The organism is Staphylococcus sp. KUGN1 (assembly GCF_045984185.1).
GTDB classification, from domain to species: domain Bacteria; phylum Bacillota; class Bacilli; order Staphylococcales; family Staphylococcaceae; genus Staphylococcus; species Staphylococcus warneri_A.
Window position 1 is genome coordinate 363,146 of record NZ_JBJQIL010000002.1, and the last position, 19,982, is coordinate 383,127.

21 protein-coding genes are annotated in these 19,982 nt (G+C 33.3%); 6 read left to right on the forward strand and 15 right to left on the reverse strand.

The annotated features are described in order from the left end of the window. Positions 1–113 precede the first annotated feature (113 nt). The gene (locus ACJQQZ_RS08200) at positions 114–443 is read left to right on the forward strand and encodes a hypothetical protein (protein ID WP_145505656.1); all 330 of its coding nucleotides are present in this window, start codon (positions 114–116) and stop codon (positions 441–443) included. A gap of 58 nt (positions 444–501) precedes the next feature. Here ACJQQZ_RS08200 and ACJQQZ_RS08205 read toward each other — a convergent pair whose 3' ends face one another. From ACJQQZ_RS08205 to ACJQQZ_RS08220, 4 genes are all read right to left on the reverse strand, one after another. Then, the gene (locus tag ACJQQZ_RS08205) at positions 502–1,473 is read right to left on the reverse strand and encodes an alpha/beta hydrolase fold domain-containing protein (protein WP_145505659.1); all 972 of its coding nucleotides are present in this window, start codon (positions 1,471–1,473) and stop codon (positions 502–504) included. A gap of 81 nt (positions 1,474–1,554) precedes the next feature. Continuing rightward, positions 1,555–2,403, reverse strand: coding sequence for a YitT family protein (locus tag ACJQQZ_RS08210; protein ID WP_002450123.1), 849 nt, complete (start codon positions 2,401–2,403; stop codon positions 1,555–1,557). Between the two features lie 313 nt (positions 2,404–2,716). Further along, positions 2,717–3,049, reverse strand: a complete 333-nt coding sequence (locus ACJQQZ_RS08215; RefSeq protein WP_002450124.1) for a thioredoxin family protein — start codon at positions 3,047–3,049, stop codon at positions 2,717–2,719. A gap of 75 nt (positions 3,050–3,124) precedes the next feature. Next, positions 3,125–3,532, reverse strand: a complete 408-nt coding sequence (locus ACJQQZ_RS08220; protein ID WP_002450125.1) for an acyl-CoA thioesterase — start codon at positions 3,530–3,532, stop codon at positions 3,125–3,127. 217 nt (positions 3,533–3,749) lie between these two features. On the opposite strand from ACJQQZ_RS08220, the gene ACJQQZ_RS08225 reads away from it, so the two are divergent. Next, positions 3,750–4,805: a zinc-dependent alcohol dehydrogenase family protein gene (locus tag ACJQQZ_RS08225; protein WP_002466924.1), complete on the forward strand. Its 1,056-nt coding sequence runs from the start codon at positions 3,750–3,752 to the stop codon at positions 4,803–4,805. A 127-nt stretch (positions 4,806–4,932) separates the two neighbouring features. Here ACJQQZ_RS08225 and ACJQQZ_RS08230 read toward each other — a convergent pair whose 3' ends face one another. From ACJQQZ_RS08230 to cidR, 6 genes are all read right to left on the reverse strand, one after another. After that, positions 4,933–5,691, reverse strand: coding sequence for a CPBP family intramembrane glutamic endopeptidase (locus ACJQQZ_RS08230; RefSeq protein WP_002450127.1), 759 nt, complete (start codon positions 5,689–5,691; stop codon positions 4,933–4,935). Between the two features lie 130 nt (positions 5,692–5,821). Continuing rightward, positions 5,822–7,888 carry a glucose-specific PTS transporter subunit IIBC gene (gene ptsG / locus ACJQQZ_RS08235; protein ID WP_107532293.1) on the reverse strand — a complete coding sequence of 689 codons (2,067 nt, stop codon included), beginning with the start codon at positions 7,886–7,888 and terminating at the stop codon, positions 5,822–5,824. Positions 7,889–8,119: 231 nt separating this feature from the next. Next, on the reverse strand, positions 8,120–9,859 hold the full coding sequence (locus ACJQQZ_RS08240; protein WP_145505667.1) for a pyruvate oxidase: 1,740 nt from the start codon (positions 9,857–9,859) through the stop codon (positions 8,120–8,122). 44 nt (positions 9,860–9,903) lie between these two features. Beyond that, positions 9,904–10,593, reverse strand: coding sequence for an LrgB family protein (locus ACJQQZ_RS08245; protein WP_145505671.1), 690 nt, complete (start codon positions 10,591–10,593; stop codon positions 9,904–9,906). Continuing rightward, positions 10,590–10,982, reverse strand: a complete 393-nt coding sequence (locus ACJQQZ_RS08250) for a CidA/LrgA family protein (RefSeq protein WP_002450131.1) — start codon at positions 10,980–10,982, stop codon at positions 10,590–10,592. Before ACJQQZ_RS08250 ends, ACJQQZ_RS08245 begins: the two co-directional genes overlap by 4 nt. A 244-nt stretch (positions 10,983–11,226) precedes the next feature. Continuing rightward, the gene (gene cidR / locus ACJQQZ_RS08255) at positions 11,227–12,105 is read right to left on the reverse strand and encodes a cidABC operon transcriptional activator CidR (protein WP_002450132.1); all 879 of its coding nucleotides are present in this window, start codon (positions 12,103–12,105) and stop codon (positions 11,227–11,229) included. 183 nt (positions 12,106–12,288) lie between these two features. Here cidR and ACJQQZ_RS08260 point away from each other — a divergent pair, with 183 nt between their 5' ends. Next, positions 12,289–12,504, forward strand: a complete 216-nt coding sequence (locus ACJQQZ_RS08260; protein WP_002450133.1) for a sterile alpha motif-like domain-containing protein — start codon at positions 12,289–12,291, stop codon at positions 12,502–12,504. A gap of 310 nt (positions 12,505–12,814) precedes the next feature. Next, positions 12,815–13,252 (forward strand): CHAP domain-containing protein, encoded by a 438-nt coding sequence (locus ACJQQZ_RS08265; protein ID WP_002450134.1) that lies wholly within the window; start codon positions 12,815–12,817, stop codon positions 13,250–13,252. Between the two features lie 60 nt (positions 13,253–13,312). On the opposite strand, the gene ACJQQZ_RS08270 is transcribed toward ACJQQZ_RS08265, so the two are convergent. Then, entirely contained in the window at positions 13,313–14,593 is a 1,281-nt protein-coding gene (locus ACJQQZ_RS08270; protein WP_002450135.1) for a hydroxymethylglutaryl-CoA reductase, degradative, read from the reverse strand. 354 nt (positions 14,594–14,947) lie between these two features. On the opposite strand from ACJQQZ_RS08270, the gene ACJQQZ_RS08275 reads away from it, so the two are divergent. Continuing rightward, positions 14,948–16,114 (forward strand): hydroxymethylglutaryl-CoA synthase, encoded by a 1,167-nt coding sequence (locus tag ACJQQZ_RS08275; RefSeq protein ID WP_075777978.1) that lies wholly within the window; start codon positions 14,948–14,950, stop codon positions 16,112–16,114. Positions 16,115–16,203: 89 nt separating this feature from the next. On the opposite strand, the gene ACJQQZ_RS08280 is transcribed toward ACJQQZ_RS08275, so the two are convergent. After that, positions 16,204–16,725 (reverse strand): methylated-DNA--[protein]-cysteine S-methyltransferase, encoded by a 522-nt coding sequence (locus tag ACJQQZ_RS08280; protein ID WP_408023113.1) that lies wholly within the window; start codon positions 16,723–16,725, stop codon positions 16,204–16,206. Positions 16,726–16,802: 77 nt separating this feature from the next. Here ACJQQZ_RS08280 and ACJQQZ_RS08285 point away from each other — a divergent pair, with 77 nt between their 5' ends. After that, the gene (locus ACJQQZ_RS08285; protein WP_002450138.1) at positions 16,803–17,141 is read left to right on the forward strand and encodes a YrhK family protein; all 339 of its coding nucleotides are present in this window, start codon (positions 16,803–16,805) and stop codon (positions 17,139–17,141) included. Positions 17,142–17,200: 59 nt separating this feature from the next. Here the strand turns inward: ACJQQZ_RS08285 and ACJQQZ_RS08290 are convergent, their stop codons facing one another. The 3 genes from ACJQQZ_RS08290 to feoB form a co-directional block, all read right to left on the reverse strand. Beyond that, positions 17,201–17,665 (reverse strand): hypothetical protein, encoded by a 465-nt coding sequence (locus ACJQQZ_RS08290; RefSeq protein WP_002450139.1) that lies wholly within the window; start codon positions 17,663–17,665, stop codon positions 17,201–17,203. Between the two features lie 140 nt (positions 17,666–17,805). Beyond that, the gene (locus ACJQQZ_RS08295) at positions 17,806–17,973 is read right to left on the reverse strand and encodes a FeoB-associated Cys-rich membrane protein (protein ID WP_049423994.1); all 168 of its coding nucleotides are present in this window, start codon (positions 17,971–17,973) and stop codon (positions 17,806–17,808) included. A 12-nt stretch (positions 17,974–17,985) separates the two neighbouring features. Then, positions 17,986–19,980: a ferrous iron transport protein B gene (gene feoB / locus ACJQQZ_RS08300; protein WP_124228155.1), complete on the reverse strand. Its 1,995-nt coding sequence runs from the start codon at positions 19,978–19,980 to the stop codon at positions 17,986–17,988. Between the last annotated feature and the right edge of the window lie 2 nt (positions 19,981–19,982).

Consider the following 19,982-nt stretch of genomic DNA (forward strand, 5'->3'; position numbering starts at 1 on the left):
GTATTTGTGCCAACGTCTAATTAAGTCATATATTTTTTACTAGGAATTTACACTATCTTAAAAATTAAATGTTACATTAAGAGTGTAGTTACTCAGACCTTAGGAGGAGAAGAATGGAAAAGTCAGTTAAATTCGCTATCGGTATTTATTTGGCGATTATCTTAATTGTGACAACTTTATACTTATCATTCATTCTAATTGGGAGTTTACAAGGGAAAGACATGACTAATTCTGTATTAGATACAGATCATACGAAGATCAACAATAAAACTCGTAATAGCGATGAAGCCGTCAATACTTCTCTAAAAAATGAAGAAGCTTCATCAAAATCTCATTCATATACAACAACAAATTATAAAAATATAGATACAAATGACAAGAGTAAGCATCAAAATGAACATATAGATAACAAAACAGCGAATTCAAATTATCAAACATATTGATAAATGAATGCGCTGTTATATTCCAAACAAACCCTAGCGAAAATAATTTAGCATAGGGTTATTTTTTTATGATGTTTTGAAGTTGCTTTAAGAAACGCTCGCGTTCTGGTAACGGAAAAATAGGATAAACATGAAACAGATTATAGCCTTGTATAAAGTCATGTGCAATGCCTTTTTCGTTGAGCATATGAGAGAGTTTGAGTGCATCTGGATACAATGTTTCTTTGGTACCAATCACAATCGTAATGTGACCTAGACCTTCTATATCCCCATTCATAGGTGAGATTCTATAATCCTCTAAAGGCGTATCGCCTGCCCATAATGTAGCTAAATATTTACTACCTTCTATACCTAACATAGGGTCTTCTTGCTCATACTTCTTGGCTTCTGGATTACTAAATGTAGCATCTAATACAGGTGATAAAAGTACAATATGTCCTGGTTGTGTTAATTGCTTTTCTTTTAACGATTGTGCAAATGATAAAGCAATTTGACCACCAGCAGAATCACCCATTATCACAATTTGTTTAGCATCATCAACTTTATTAAGTAAATGTTGGTATAAATGATGTAACAATATATCTGTTGTCACATAATCTCTATGTGGTACTTTCGGATAGATTGGCATTACAACTTTTGCATTTAACGATTCTGCAAGTAAATCGATAAATTCGAAGTGATACGGTAATGGATCATGAAACCAAGCACCACCGTGTATATATAATACCGTTTTTTGTTTACGGTCACTTTGATCATTAACAATATAAACTAGTGAGCCATAATAATCTTTTATCTTCACATGATGTTTAAATTCATACGATGTACCGCCATATTTACCTGCCGTCTCATCTTTAGTTCGTTCAAGTGCTTTTTTCGCACCTTCAACATTATCAAATGACTTTTTCATACCGTTCAATCGCATCATTTTCTCCTGTACAAAACTACGGTAACTTCTTTTTTCTTTTACTTTAGCAAAAAATATACTTCCTAATACAGTTGAGCTAATTACAGCAAGTGCTTTTTTAAACAATGACTTGCACCTCCTATATTCTTTACTTCTATCATATAACACTTTCTCGTGATTGGTCTTATAAACGCTCATCACATTGTATTATTTGATATTCATAAAGCCATTGCCTAAGACGTCTCTTACGTCATGGATAACTAAAAAGGCTTGGTCATCATAACGATTGACAATCTTTTTAACTGTAGCAATTTGTGTCTGAGATACTACAGCATATAATATATCGGTATTATCAAGTTGATACGCACCTTTACCATCTAATAATGTCGAACCTCTGCCAGTCGCTTGGTATATTTCCGAACTGATCTCTTTATTGTGATCAGAAATAACGGTTACCGCTTTTTTAGGATTGAAACCTTCAACGACAAATGCCATTGCTTTTTCAACAATAAACAACATCACAATCGTATACAACACATTAGTCACGGGTAATACGATTAAGAATGATAATACGACAAGTGCATCTAGAATAAACAACGCTTGAGACGTTTTTACTTCGGAATATTTACTAATAATACGGGCAATAACCGATGTACCACCTAGCGTACTTCTAGAAACAATGACTAGACCTGAACCTACGCCAATAAATACACCTGCAAATACCGCATTAATAAAGTTTTCATCGATCCCCAAACTTAAAGACTTTGTTAAATCCAAGAAAATAGAACTTGCAGTAATTGTAATGACTGTATAAATGGCTGTTGTTTTACTTAAATACTTCCAACCGATAACTATTAAAAAGGCATTGATAACGAAAGACGTTAGTGCCGGTGATAAACCAAGTGTATACTTCAGTACTAAAGACATACCGATAGCGCCACCTTCACCTAAGTTTCCAGGAATAACAAAACAGTTAACTCCAAGTGCAATTAACAATGTACCTAACAAACAAAAAATAGTATTTTTAATATGATAACTACGAGAATGTTTTTCCATTTGAGCCTCCTTATTACATAAAAAATATTTAAAACTAATGCCTTTACATGTTGATAGGTGATGAAAAGTTTACATGGTGTCATCAATCTATTTAAATCACGCCTGTCCTACTTGTATGAAACGTCCTCTTTTAACAAGTTAAATATTAATGATTAACGCCATATCATACTATAATCTAAAATTTTCACACGTTTTTTATCATAACATTTATCATATCTATGCCCCAACAACTCGGGTTAAATTGATATTGATTTTTCCATAAAAAACACCCCAAATTGAATCATCAATTTGAGGTGCCTTCATCATTTCTTATTTAATCATCTATTTGGTCATACATGATAGCTAATTGTTTTTCGAATGACTGCATATCAATAAATCTACCTTGTCTATGCATTTCTTTACCATTCATAAATATTAAATCAACAGGTACTGTAAAAATAGTTAACTCTCCTGCAATTTCGGGTACTTCATTTTGATTAATAGTCGCCAATGTCACTTTTGGATACGACGTATCTAATATATCTTTCAATTGTGGTAAAACAGCATGACAAACACCACATTGTTCCCTCATTACATGTACCACTACTAAGGGTTGTGTATTAATTATTGTTTTAAATTGGGATACATCACGAATTGACTCAACCATACCATACACCCTCTTGTCTTGAAATTGGTATATATCATAAGGTATGCAGTTCTATTTCGTCAATCAACTTCCACTCTAATTTAAAATATCTTGGAAAACTTGTGGCAATTTTGTTATCTTTTGCTTTTCTAAGTCATAAAAGCCACCCGTTTGATAGCCAATACAGTGAACGTTATCCTTAGTCGCGATTTCAAATTTGAAAATCCATTTCATTTTACTTGCTTTTATCATCCAACAACGCGCTCTTGGACGATCATGTATCGTCACAGGTACTTTATAATCCACTTCTGTTTTCATTAATATAGGCGAAATACCTCGTGTTATCATTTCAGAATAATTCATATATTGATTGATAAAAATAGTACGCAAGTCTTCAAACCATTTAATAAAGACGATATTGCTCACAATCCCCATTGCATCAATATCGTAGCCATTGACTTCTATTTCAGTATCTACTACTAATTTCCCTTCAGTCGTATGCATTACTGATAACTCCTTTATATCTATACTCAATTCTATTTTACGCCATATAATCAATATTTTCATCTTTTCAAAATATTTCTTTCTATAATTAATTGTGCATTTATAGGTAAGTGTTTTTATAATTTTTCTACTATATTTTTTTGATATTAAATTATCACTCGTCATTTTGTGGTATAATAATTGTGAAAAAATTCACAATATCATTGGAGGGATTTATATGAAAGCCTATAACTATGCAAAGCCTGGTGTGGCACAATTAATCGATAAGGAAAAACCTGTTATTACAGAAAGTACTGACGCCATTATTCGTATGGTCAAAACGACAATTTGCGGTACTGACTTACACATTATTAAAGGAGATACACCTGAAGTACCTGAAAATACAACACTAGGTCATGAAGGTATTGGTATTGTAGAATCAGTAGGATCTAATGTAAACAATTTTAAAGTTGGCGACAAAGTTATTGTCTCTGCCGTTTCTTCTTGTGGTAAATGCTACTATTGTAAAAAAGGAATTTATGCACATTGCGAAAACGATGGTGGATGGATTTTAGGTCATTTAATTGATGGTACACAAGCTGAATACGTTAAAGTACCATTTGCCGATAATTCTTTATATCATGCACCTCAATCATTACCTGATGAAGCACTTGTAATGCTTTCAGATATTTTACCTACTGGATATGAAATTGGTGTGTTAAAAGGAAAAGTAAAGCCTGGTAGTACAGTAGCCATTGTGGGTGCTGGACCAGTCGGATTAGCGACATTATTAACTGCTCAATTCTATTCACCTTCTAAAATTATTATGATTGACTTGGATGACAACCGTTTAGAAACTGCTAAATCATTAGGTGCTACACATACGATTAATTCAAGTAATGTTGAACAAGCGATTCAAGAAGTATACAAACTTAACCATCGTGGTGTAGATGTAGCAATCGAAGCTGTGGGTATTCCACAAACATTTGATTTATGTCAAAAACTTATTGGCGTAGATGGTACAATCGCTAATGTAGGTGTTCATGGTTTACCTGTTCAATTTGATATCGACAAATTATGGATTAAAAACATTAACGTTTCAACTGGATTAGTTTCTGGTAATACTACAGAAGAACTTTTAGAAGCACTTAAAAGTAAAATCATTCAACCAGAACAATTAGTGACACATTACAGTAAATTAAGCGATATTGAAAATGCATATGATTTATTTAGAAATGCTACAGATCATAAAGCGATTAAATTATTAATTGAAAATGATATCACAGAAGCTTAATTATTCTTATTATTTTAGATATTGAAAAATAAAGGGTCATATTATTGATTACACATTTAATCGATAATATGATCCTTTTAAATTAAAGTAAAATACTTTTTAATTTATTAAAAGAGATGATTTGCTATTATTTAAAGTAAATATATAAGTATACTAAAAACAAAGGAATTGTCGTAATAGAATTGTTTAACATATGTACCATCATGCTATCTTTAATATTTCGTCTTCTATCATAAGCGACATAAAGCACACATCCCATTAAGAAATATAATCCAAATGAGAATATATTTGTTGATAAATGTTGTGAGCTAAACACTACAGACGAAATGATTAAAGGTAACCAAAATCGGCTTTTCATAAATAAGGTTTCTTTAAAAATCCCTCGAAAAACGAGTTCTTCAAGGTAAGGGCCTATGAAACACAGACATAATATTGTTACTAATACAATAGAAAGATGAGGTAAATGACTTTTATCCATTAATGAATCGAGACTCTCATCAATCATTTTTTCATTTTTGGTTCCTGAATCACCAATAAAAATGAACATTAAAGCATTACTAGTTATGCTACAAATAATAGCTAGAATAAAGAAGGCAATATTTTTCAAGACATCTTTCATAGTCATTTTAAGATATTGGTTTTCATATGTACGAAATAAGTAATACGACCTTATTGCCCAGACAATAAATAACGCTAAACCAAGAATAAGCATACTTAAAGCGATAGTATACCAATCATTGAGTTTTAATGAAAAAGGCAGTGCAATAATAGACATGGCTGCAGGAATTTGTATCACGATTGTCAAAACAATGATAATGAATATATTCATCATTTTATTCCCATTATGTCTTACATTATCTTTCTTATTCATTTTGGAATCAATCATACTTTGAACCTCCAACAGTATTAAACATATTATGTGCTATACAATTTTATACTGCTAGTTATTAATATACATGTCAACCCTATTAAAAAAGTGCACATTTTAAAAATTTAAAATGTGCACTTATATATAGCTATTTAACTTTCATAATGCGTTGGCTTGGTTCAACACTGCTTGTCTTTTCAACTGTTAATGTTTGATCACCTAGATTAGTAATTACTAACGGTGTTACAACACTTGGTGCATGTTCTTTAAGATAAGCTAAGTTCACTTTCATTAACGGTTGTCCTTGCGTTACTTTATCATCTGCTTTAACTAAACTTTCGAAACCTTCTCCATCTAGTTTAACTGTATCAATACCGATATGAATCAATAATTCAATACCTGTATCTGATTCTAAACCAATGGCATGTTTTGTAGGGAAAATGGTTTTAACTGTACCATCGAATGGTGCTACAATTTCACCTTTTTCAGGAATAAATCCAACACCGTCGCCCATCATTTTTTCTGAAAATACTTTATCAGGTACGTCAGATAATGGAACAATTTGACCAACACCTGGTGCGTAAATTTCAGTTTCTTTAATATCTTCTACATGAACTGGTTCTTCAGAGTCTTCCTCTGTCACAGTCGTTTCACTTGGTTTAGTAATTTCACCATTCATGATTTTCGCCATATCATGTTTAATTTGGTCTGATTTTGGACCAAAAATCGCTTGCATGTTATTACCAACTTCAAGTACACCAGAAGCACCTAATGCTTTTAATCCTGGAACATCTACTTTAGCTTTATCATTTACTTCAACTCTTAAACGTGTAATACATGCGTCTAAGTGTTTGATATTATCTTTACCACCCATTGCATCTAAAACATCAAATGGTAATTTAGCGACACTTGAATCTCTGACCTCTTGCTCTTTATCTTCTCTACCTGGTGTTTTTAAGTTGAATTTACGGATTGCAAAGTCGAATAAGAAGTAATACACAACTGCGTATACGATACCAACTGGAATCACTAGTAATGCATGTGTTTTATCCCAGTTTAATAAACCGAATAATACATAGTCGATAAATCCACCTGAGAATGTCATACCAATTTTTACATCTAATAAATGCATGATTAAGAATGAAGATCCTGCTAATACGACGTGAATCGCATATAATAATGGTGCTACAAATAAGAATGAGAACTCAAGTGGTTCTGTAATCCCTGTTAAGAATGCTGTTAAACCTGCTGATAGCATTAAACCACCAACGATTTTTTTACGTTCTGGACGTGCATTTTTATAAATTGCAAATGCTGCAGCTGGTAAACCAAACATCATGAATGGATATTTACCAGTTGTAAATGTTCCTGCAGTAAATGGTACGCCATCTTTTAATTGCGCCATCCAAATACGTTGGTCACCACGTACGAGTTCTCCAGCATGATTTGTATAATGTCCAAATTCGAACCAGAATGGTGCATAGAAAATATGATGCAATCCAAATGGAATTAAAGAACGTTCTATAACCCCGAAAATAAATGTTGTTAATACTAAGTTCTTCGTTAGTAAGAAGTTAGATAAGTCATTTAATCCCGTTTGAATAGGTGGCCATATCCAACTTAATACAATACCTACAATAATTGCAGCTACTGATGTCGCAATTGGTACGAAACGTTTACCTGCGAAGAATCCTAAAAATGCTGGCAAAGTAATATTATAATACTTGTTGTAACACCATGCGGCTACAGCCCCCATGATAATACCGCCAAACACACCCGTTTGTAGGGTTGGAATACCTAATACAAGTGCATATTCAGGTTGTTTTGCTGCTTGGCTTAATTCTTTTGCGCCTTTTGCATAAGAGAAGATATCATCAATTGTAATATTTAAATATTTACCCATTGTCGCGTTCATAATTAAATATCCAACTAACGCTGCTAATGCTGCTACGCCATCTCCTCCTGCTAATCCAAGTGCTGTTCCGACTGCAAATAATAATGGTAAATTATCAAAGATAACTTGCCCTGCTGCTTCCATGATTGAAGAAATCATGACAAATACATGGTTTGTTAACCATGGTGCAATTTTGACTAACTGTTCATTATGCATTGCATTCCCAAATGCAAGTAAAATCCCAGCTGCCGGTAAAATTGCGACAGGTAGCATTAATGCTTTACCTATACGTTGCAATTGCCCAAAGAGCTTTTTAAACATGTAAAAACATTCCTCTCATATTGAAATCACTCGCATGCACATAAAAAATGGCATGAACAAACAAGACCATATTAAATGATCATCTGTTTGCTCATGCCTGCTTAACCAGTAACACGCAAATGTTATATTTAATTTAAATATAGTATACACATTTGTTTAAGCGTTTACAATAGTAATTTCAAAAAACTCAGCCAAACTATTTTGGCTGAGTTTAAGCACTTTGCTTCTATATTATAAGAAACGTTTAGTTGCTACTGAGATTGGTGGGATTTGATCTAAGTCTAAGTGTTTATCTTCAGTGATAGATCTGTATGCCCATTTACCATAACCAAGTGCTTCTGCGTTAACAATTTTACCTGGTAGTGGTGCAGCGTTAGGGTCAACATGTACGTCAACGATAGTTGGTACGTCTTGTGACATTGCTTCTTCAACAATATCATCTAAACGACTAACGTCTCTAACTGTGTAACCTTTACCGCCAGCAGCTTCAGCGAATTTAGCATGATCCATATCAGAGAAATCAATGGCATATTCTAATTCACCTGCAGCTTGTTGTTCATATTTAATGAATGCTAATTGTTTATTGTTTAATACGAAAATTGTTAATGGTAAATCGTATTGAACTGCAGTTGCAAAGTCTTGCATAACCATTTGGAATGCACCGTCACCAGCGATAGCTACAGCTTGACGATTTGGGTATGCAATTTTAGATGCCATAGCACCAGGAAGTGCACAACCCATTGTACCTAACCAACTTGAGATGATGAATTTATTATTAACACCTAAGTTTAAGTAACGTGTTGACCATACAGTTGATGTACCAACATCTGCAGATACAATTGCATCTTCTTTTAAGTTGTCATTGATTGCTTTCATTAAACGTTCTGGACGTAATGGTGAATTATTGTTATTTAAGTCTTGTTCCATCCATTTATCCCAAACCGCTTTACGGTCTAATGCTTTGTCTAAGAATGGACGTTTAGCAACATGTTTAATGTTTTCAGTTAATTGTTGTAACGCAATTTTACTGTCGCCTAAGATACCAACATTGATGTCGAAACGGTGACTGATATTTTCTTCTTTAGTATCAATTTGAATCGCTTTAATATTTTTCTTAGGTAAATATTTAACGAATGGGAAGTTAGTACCAATCATGATTAATAAGTCTGCATCTTGAATTGTTTGATAAGATGCTTTAGTACCGATTTGGCCTAAGTTACCTAAATTATATGGATGATCATCAGCAATAATTGTTTTTGCTGGTAATGTGTGAATAACTGGGATTTTAGCCATTTCTACGAATTCACGTAATTCATCTTTCGCATGTTGTGCACCAACACCGAAAAGTACAACTGGTTTTTTACTTTTATTGATTAATTTAGCAGCTTTTTTGATGTTTTTGAATTTAGGTGCAATTGCTTTTGGTTTAGTTGTGTTAACTGGTTTATCAGTTGTGTCTTTAATTGGTTGAGTTAAAAGATCGTTAGGGCAGATAACAACAGCTACACCTTTTTTCTCATAAGCAGTACGGATTGCTTCGTTAACAACCTCAAATACATTGTCGCCTTTTTGAATTTGGTGATTGTAAACCGCTACATCTTCACATAACTTAGATAAGTTAGTTTCTTGGAAAGCACCTGTACCTAAAAGACTATCGTTTGTTTGACCAGAAATAATCAATTGAGGAACGCTATCCATTTTAGCGTCGTACATACCGTTTAATAAGTGAACTAAACCAGGACCACCAATACTTAATGCAACCCCAATTTTACCTGTGATTTTTGTATAACTACCAGCAGCTAAACTTGCTACTTCTTCGTGACGTACGTGGTAGAATTTGAATTGATCTCTAACTGTACGTAGAGAGTCTACTACTGCGTCGATTGAATCTCCTGGGATTCCGTATAAGTGATCGATGTCCCATGCTTGTAATGCTTTAACTAATGCTTCATTTGCTTTGATTTTTGCCATTTTTTCAAATAGCCTCCCTTTCTATTTATATGAGTTTCTTCCCTTTAATAGAACAATAAAATAAGAATTGGTATTAAAATCGAACTGATTACTGCAGTTAATATCATACCAATCGAACTAAATGCGCCTGATTCTATATCTAATTCTAGTGCTTTTGCCGTACCGAAAGCATGAGAAGCGTTACCATAGGTTAAGCCTCTCGCGATAGATGACTGAAAGCCTCCCATACGCAATAGCATTGAACCTAGAATGCTGCCTATTAACCCTGTAGCTATTATAAAGAGCACTGTAATGGTGTCTGTACCACCAAGTTCATTGGATACTTCTATCCCTACGGCTGCCGTAATAGACCTTGGTAGCATCGTTACAATGGTTTCTTTTGAATAGCCAAAGATTTTCAACGTTACGTATACTAACATAAAATTAAGTACTACACCAGTTAACACGCTCGTGAAAATCACAAATAGATATTTCTTTATCTTATGTCTATTTTGATAGAGTGGATAAGCCAAACAAACGACGGTTGCGTTTAAAATATGATTTATCCATTCCCCACCTTTCATGTAACCTTTATAGCTAACGCCAAACATAAGCAGAATAGCTATAATGAGTATCGATGAAATTAATGCAGGGTTCAAAAAAGGATTGTTGTATCGATCTTGTAGTCTTCTAGCTATGATATATACCACAATCGTAAGCAGAATCATGATAGTAGCTTGCAATATATTTGTCATAACTTATCCGTTCCTTTTCCACCATCATCTCTTTTCACTAGCGTTTCAGCAATATAACCAGAAGATAAAGCCACTAAACATGTCCCTAAAATGATAATTAAAAAGAACAGTATGTAGTTTAGTGTAATATCTGATGCTACATTCATAACGCCAACTACAGACGGGATAAAGAAAAATACCATTGTTTTTAATAGGAAGTTTGCACCTTCGTCTACCCATGATACAGGGATAATTTTAAACTGTAACAATAGATAAAACATGAGTAGACCCACAATACTACCTGCTAAAGGAATGTGTAATAAGCGCTGCACTTCGGTACCGATGTATGAAATAAGTAATATAAGAATGATTTGTACAAAAAGTTGTAGTAAATCTCTCACCTTATGCATGCGATCTATCCCTTCTAAAAAATTTGTCCAAATTGTTACAACAATTTTTTAGTGATACATGTAATTATAGTCTCCCTTGTTCTATTATTAAAATACATTTTTCGAATATTAAACATTCCTCAAATCTATGGAAGCGCTATCTTGAGCAAAATACGAAAAAAGCCCCCAATTTGACGGGGAGCTCTACTTTATATTTATCATTCGTCTTACATTCATACTAAATAATTGATAATTCATTATTCACTTATACTAAGCGTTCTCTTAAATAATCAATCCATTTATTCGCTGCATAGCTTAAACGTTTCCCTTGCTTCCAAACAATACCTAACTCCCAGTCTACATGTGCATCTTCGATTTTTAGAACACGTACATTTTCATTCATGAGTTGTGTAATAGAATAAGGTAATATAGCGATACCAAGTTGATTACTGATTAAATTTTCGATGACGTTCCACTGTGAAATTTGAGACACCATATTAGGTATAAAACCAGCGTTTTTAGCAATTTCTATAATTTTATCATTTAAATAGAAATCATCATTAAATAAAATGAAGTCCTCTTGAATTAACTCTTTCATTTTTACAGATTGGAACCGTGCTAAAGGATGCTCATGGTGGATAACTACACATAACGATTCTTTATTTAAGGAAATGGCTTCAAATCGTTGTTGATCAACAGGTAATGTTGTAATACCAAAATCCAATTCATCATTTAATAGTTGCTGTTCGATATATTTTCCGCCATTCTCCACAAAGTTGAAGGTTACATTGGGGAAATGTTGGTGGAAATCACCAATCATATTAATTAAGGATTGCATATTCATCACTGCTGAAAGCCCTATATCCATATGACCTGTTTCTAATCCATATAAACTATTGATTTCAGATGGCAAGTTTTCATAAAGTGCAATGATTTCTTTACATTTATTAAAGAAGATTTGGCCTGCATCTGTTAATATAAGTTGCCTCTTCTCCCTATCAAACAATGGTACTGCCATCTCACCTTCAATATCTTTGATTGCTTTACTAATAGTAGGTTGAGCTATGAATAAAGACTTCGATGCATTAGTCATACCGCCTTGCCTCACAACTTCAACAAAATATTTCATATGTTTAATATCCACGCAACTCACCCATTCAAAAATGTATTTCTTTTATTATACATTATCACTTTGTTTTATATGTATGAAACATCAGTATACGATTGATTGTAGTTTTGTATATTTTTATTTACACATTATGCATTGTCACTTTGCTAACTGTGTTATAATTTAGTCTGGCTCAAATTGATTATTCGAGGTGAGGTATTGAGCTTTTACGAATTTATGCAAAATTTTCTTGGTGATGACACACCATTAGGCGAATTGGTTGATTGGATTAATCAAGATAACAATTTTCCTAGACAAGTGAAGAGCCAAAGTGAAATATTGTCATATTTTCGAACTAATCCGTGTCCCGAAGACTTATCAATGACGATTGTTAAAAGAGCATTGTCAGTCTTCAACCAATTCACTAATGTATGATCTATGTTAATTGTTATTTAGCATTCATCTAACATAATGAATACATGGAGTCTATCATCTCGAAAACGTCTTAAATGACGTCGAACGCTGCTAATAAAGTTTCGTACTTTATTGACAGTTTTTTATTTTTTAACCTAATGTAAAATAATGCAAATTGCATGCAAATATAAATATTATTACAAATAACCTATTTTTATTTCAGTAGCGTTACAGTTACTTGTATAATTCGTTTCTAATGTTGTATTCTATCTTTTTTACATCTATTATGAATACGGTTACTAAATAAAAAAACGATTTTTGGGAGAAAAAAATGAAACTAAAACAATTACTATCTCGTGTCATAATCGCTACTGGAATCTTGTTAACTGGGACTATTGCTTATCAAACAGCTGAACAGACACACGTGTCAGAAGCAGCTTCATATAAAAATTATTACAATAAAGGTCAATGTACATGGTGGGCCTATCAACGACGTGCTCAATTAGGTAAACCTGTTTCTAATCGATGGGGAAATGCGAAAAATTGGTATTACAACGCAAGACGTTCTGGATATGCTACTGGTCATACACCTAGACGATATGCTGTTATGCAATCAACAGCAGGTTATTACGGACATGTTGCCGTAGTAGAAAGAATATATAATAACGGCAATATCAAAATATCAGAATACAATTATAATCGTCCATATGGATATGGGACGCGAATTATAAGTAAAGCATCTGCTCGTAATTATAACTACATTTATTAAAGACATTAAAAAGGACATTGTTACTGCAATTGTGATTGCAAACAATGTCCTTTTTTATACTTATTTATCTTGTCTTATTTGTTCTAAAATAGCTTTTGCCTTTGCTGAATTGGCTTTGTCTTCTTGTTTAAGCGCATCTGCTACTTGTGCAATTTCATCACCTTTTGCACCTACGATAATAGCTAATGATTTATACTGCAAACTCATATGACCTTGTTGTATCCCTTCTGATACAAGAGCTCTACATGCTGAGAAGTTTTGTGCTAAACCAACTGCTGCCACAACATGCCCTAATTCTTGTGCAGATTTAACATTCAATAAATCAAGTGATGCTTTAGCAATTGGTAATACTTTCGTACCTCCACCCACTATTGCAAGTGTCATTGGTACTTCAATTGTGCCGATAAGACGTTGACGTTCTTGATCATATGTCCAAGTCGCAATGCCTCTATATTGTCCGTCTCGACTTGCATATGCGTGTGCACTCGCCTCTGCGCCACGTGTATCATTACCAGTCGCTAAAACGACAGCATGAATACCGTTCATCACACCCTTATTATGTGTTGCTGCTCTGTGGATATCTACTTGTGCTAATACTGAAGCACGTTCCATTCTACGTGCGACCGCTTCACCATCACGTCCACCTTTATTAAGATCTTTGATGTCTATTTCTCCTTGTATCTTAACTACTGAGGCAGTTGCATGATTTGATAATATACTCATTAATACATCTTCATCTGGGAATTCATTTTTCAGATGTGCTGTAATGGCTTCTAAAATGGTATTTAACATATTAGCACCCATCGCATCTTTAGTATCGACATAAACTTTAAGCGATAACAATTGCTGATCTGGGAATGAATCTATTTCAATCTTTTGATAACCGCCACCTCTTGCTTTAATAGATGGATAAGCTTCATCAGCTATTTGATGGATTTGATCTTCTTTATCTTGAATCGCTTGTGATAGACTTTCCGTATCAGTCACGCCATCAAATACAATTTGTCCGATCATTAATCGTTGACTAGAAACTGTTTTAAATCCACCGGTATTGTTTACTAATTTAGCCCCATAACTTGCAGCAGCTACTACGGATGGTTCTTCTACCATCATTGGTACCACATAAGATTGATCATCAACTATAATTTCAGGTAATAATCCCACCGGTAAAGTACCTTGTCCAATTACATTTTCTATTAAACTATTTGCAACATCTTCATCTATCAGTGGATGATTTAAAAGAATGTCATGATTATCACTAGATAACCAACCATATGATTCTAATTGCTCTAATTTATCTTCTCGTGAAAGATGACGGAACCCTTTGTCTAATTTTTTCATTTATGTTTCTCCTTTATTTAACATTTTTTTGTTATCATCGTTATTCGCAATCAAACGTGTATGCTTTAATCTAAAATTTAAAATATTTCCATAAAAGCGTAATCGTCTTGTAGATGATACTACCTATATGTCTCCTCAATCTTATAAAACATTCTAAAATTTTTAAATTATAACAACATTGCTCGCTATGTTTTTTAAATTCAACTTGATTCAAAAAGCTATTTAAAGCAATTATTAAAACGCTTACATAACTGTTATACATTAAGAGTAAAATCTGTTATATTCATTGTATATCACTAAATGATTTTGGTATGATACTAATGCTACTTTTAAAACTGAAAGGATGTACGCCTTATGAACATAGGTATAGATAAAATTAACTTTTATGTACCCAAATTTTATGTAGACATGGCAAAGCTTGCAGAAGCACGCCAAGTTGACCCAAATAAATTTTTAATTGGTATTGGCCAAACTGAAATGGCTGTAAGTCCAGTCAATCAAGACATCGTATCAATGGGAGCAAATGCTGCTAAAGATATTATAACAGACGAAGATAAAAAGAAAATCGGTATGGTTATTGTTGCAACTGAATCTGCAATTGATTCTGCTAAAGCCGCAGCCGTTCAAGTGCATCGTTTACTAGGAATTCAACCTTTTGCACGTTGCTTTGAGATGAAAGAAGCATGTTATGCTGCAACACCTGCCATTCAATTAGCTAAAGATTACCTTGCTAATCGTCCAGAAGAAAAGGTATTAGTTATTGCAAGTGATACTGCACGTTACGGCTTACAATCTGGTGGAGAGCCTACACAAGGTGCTGGTGCCGTAGCAATGATGATTTCACACAATCCTAGCATCTTACAACTTAATGATGATGCTGTCGCTTACACAGAAGATGTATATGATTTCTGGAGACCAACAGGCCATGCTTATCCATTAGTTGATGGTGCATTATCTAAAGATGCCTATATACGCTCATTCCAACATAGTTGGAACGAATATGCTAAACGTGAAAATAAATCATTAGCTGATTTCGAATCATTATGTTTCCATGTGCCATTTACAAAAATGGGTAAAAAAGCATTAGAATCAATTATTGATGACGCTGATGAAACAACGCAAGAACGTCTAAGAGCAGGTTATGAAGATGCGGTTTATTACAATCGTTATGTAGGTAATATTTACACTGGTTCATTATATTTAAGTCTTATTTCATTATTAGAAAATCATGAACTATCAAGTGGACAAACAATCGGACTATTTAGTTACGGTTCAGGTTCTGTCGGCGAATTCTTTAGTGCTAATGTTGTTGATGGTTATCAAAATCACTTAGATATCGAAAGTCATCAATCTGCGTTAAAACAACGTCAAGAAGTGTCAGTTGAAGACTACGAAACATTCTTTAAACGTTTTGACGAATTAGAATTTGATGAACAACAAGATAAAGTTGAAAATGATCAATCCATCTTCTATTTAAAAGCAATTAATGACAATATTCGTGAATACCACGTTCCAAAATAAACTTTATCAGAAATTGCATTTCTCATATGAATATAAACAAGCCTAGATGTATCGGACCATCATCATTGATGTCCACATCTAGGCTTTTATTATGGCTTTGTTGTGTGTTTCGGTGTAAATAAATGCGTCATGTCTATATTTTCTATTTCTAATAATTTGATTTTATTAGGCAATGTCCCACCATACCCTGTCAAGCTACCATTTTTTCCAACTACCCGATGACATGGGATAATAATTGATATCGGATTACTACCTACCGCACCACCTACTGCTTGTGCTGACATCTTATCTTTATTCATTTTCTGAGCAATACATTGAGCTATTTCACCATAAGTCGTTAATTTACCGTATTCTATTTGGTTCAACTCTTCCCACACATATTGTTGAAATGTTGTTCCTGATGGTTGAATAGGAATAGTTTCTTGTGGACGTTCTTCTTTAAAATACGTATCTAGCCAGGATCTTGTTTGTTTAAATATTGGTAACGATGCTTTGTTTTCTCTTTCAGTTGGTTGTTGTTGATTACTAAATAATAATTGAGTTAAATATTGACCATCACTGACCAATTCTAATTGGCCAACTGGTGATTGATAAAAGCAATTATATTCCATTATGATCACTCCAAATTCGTCTATTTCTATTTCAAGTTGTTTGAAAATGACTACCATTATATAATCAATTGGGGGTGATGATTGTGAAAAAGCATCCTAATGATGTCGATTTACATTTCAATACAAATAACCAACTTAATAGCAAAGCCACAGAAGCACATGCGAATCAAATCACTAACTTTTATAAAGCAATTTATCAAGTTAATGATATCGTATTAGGACTTGTCTTTTTAGTTGGTAGTTTCTTATTTTTTAGCGATAAAACCGTAACAATTGGAACAGTTCTCTTTGTTATCGGTAGTATACAAATGACGATAAGACCTGTCATCTCTTTCGTCCATGATTTGAAACTCGCCAACTTTTATCATAAACAATATTTAAAAGACTTGAATCAAAATACTAACAATAAAGACTAAAGGCTCTGTCACCTTTAGTCTTTATTCATTCAATCGCTTGATATTCTGAATACTACTAATTATTGAAAATTGTATAACTTCATATTTTCTTGTTTCGCATATTCTAATGCTAAAATTTCTAAAATATTAATAAATGCCGGTTCATCTTTGACCTTGATATATTGAAATGTTAACCCGTATTCTTCTGCAGTTACACCTTTTAAATCTGATGTATCTTTTTTCTTACTTTTAGCAAGCTCTCGTCTAAATTTAGTTGTACCACTATCAGATTTAGAATTATATTGAGCTAATTTGCTATTTAAATCCTTTTGAATCGGCTTATACCCAGTTGAATAACCACCCGTTTGGCCGACAAAGACAGGTTTTTTATTATCAAATATCACATATACACCAAACTGATTCTCGACTTTTTCTCTATCTTCTTTCGTGAATGACAATGCCTCTTTCTTATCATATTTAAATAATTTCTTTAACTTCTTCTCATTGTCTTCTAATAACTGATTTAATTTCTTACTACCTTTCATGATTAAAATCCCCCAATAGTTTTTTATTTTTCTGCTTATTGACTATATATCACTATTTAAAAGTTTTAATCATTTTTCTAGTAAATTAATATTTCATCAATCATTTCTTAATATATTAAAAATCAGATATCGAACTTTTTTCATTTAAAAATTTTACTGTGGGTACTTTTAATTTGATCATCGCAATGACATTTAGAACTACATGAGCCGCATTGTCCAGACTTGGATTGTTTAAAATATTTGATTAATACATAAGCTGTATAGCCAAATATTGCTAAAAATATCAAAATATTAATAATTATTGACATCATGCCACTTCCTTAAACGATTAATCTAGCAATTTGATAAAATGCTAGTGCTAAAATATAAGCTGTTGCTAATGGGTAAATCATTGAAAATAAAGTCCATTTGATTGAATATGTTTCTTTACGAATCGTTGCTACTGTTGATAGGCATGGAATATATAATAATATAAAAATCATAAATGCATATGCTGATAAAGGTGTGAATTGTTGTTGTAAAACATGTACAAGACCACCTTCACTTGATGAATAAATGATTGCCATTGAACTAACAATGACTTCTTTAGCTAAAAATCCTGGAACGAGAGTTGCACCTGCTTGCCAAGTACCAAATCCTAATGGATGCAGTACAGTTGCTACAATTGAGCCAACGATGTGCAAGAAACTTTGGTCGATACTCACATTAAACCCACCCGGTCCTGCATAACTTAGAAGCCAAATTACGACCGATCCGCCAAATATAAAGGTACCTGCTTTTTTAACAAAGCCTTTTGCTTTTTCCCATGTACTTCTCCATAATGTTTTGATTGATGGAATTCGATACGTAGGTAACTCTATGATAAATAACGAATGCTTATTTTTAAGCACAGTCTTAGTTAAAATAGTACTTGCAATGAGTGCAATGACAATGCCCAAGACATATAGACTGAGCACCACTAAAGATTGGTGTTCTTTAAAGAAGACACCTACAAACAAAGCATAGACGGGTAATCTTGCTGAACACGACATAAATGGTGCAATTAATATTGTCGATAGTCTTTCTTTCTCATTCTCAATGCTACGTGCAGCCATAATACTAGGCACATTACATCCAAACCCAATGATCATCGGTATAAACGCTTTACCACTTAATCCAAAATGTTCCATTAACTTATCCATTAACACAGCGATTCTAGCCATATACCCTGAATCTTCAAGCAGTGAAATAAAGAAGAATAATACGATAATTTGTGGTACAAAGACAAGTACTGACCCCACACCTGCAATGATTCCATCTGTAATTAAATCTTGTAAAAATGGTACAACACCAATTTGATGCATGCCTGATTTAACCCAATCAGTTAAGGTGCCTCCAATAAAACCATCTAATTGATCAGATAATGGCGTTCCAATCCAAGTAAAAGTAATTTGAAATATCAACCACATAATCCCCAGAAAAATAGGCATTCCGATATATTTGTTGATTAATATTTTATCTAATTTTGATGAAAAGAATTGCTTTTCTTCATCTGGATATGTCACGACGTCTGTTAATATTTGTTCTATATAATGATTACGTTTTTGTTCTATATCATCACGGATGGATAAAGTGAGTTGTTGTGAAAGTTCTGATTTAATAGGTTCTAATTGTTGAATCAATGTCTGATTTAACGTTTGACAAATTTGTGCATTGTCTAACAAATATTGAATCGCGATAAAACGCATTTGCTGCGACGTATAATGAGTACTGTGTTTTAAACACGTACAAATCGCTTTGATAGCTTTTTCTACTTCTGTTCCATAGTTCAATTTGAAGTGTGGCACATGAGCTTGATCTAAATATTGTAACTCTTCAAGCATATGCGCTGTGCCCTTACCATTACGTGCAATCACGGGTAATACCGGCACTCTTAGGCGACGCATTAGTTTGTCATGATCAATCATAATACCTCGTTTAGCAGATACATCGATCATATTTAAACCAATCATCATTGGCACATTCAGTTCTAATAATTGAATGGTTAGCTGCAAGTTTCTCTTAAGTTGGCTCGCATCTATAATGTTAATCATTCCTGTATAATCATGTTGTAATAAATACTTTGTCACAACTGTTTCATCTTTAGAAATTGGAGATAAATCATATGTCCCAGGTAGATCAACGAGAGTTCCTAATTCTTGCTTTAATTGTCCAACTTTCTTTTCAACAGTGACACCGCTCCAGTTACCTACATATTCATAAGATCCTGTTAAATTATTAAAGAGAGATGTTTTGCCGACATTGGGATTACCTAAAATACAATAGCTTTGACTCATAA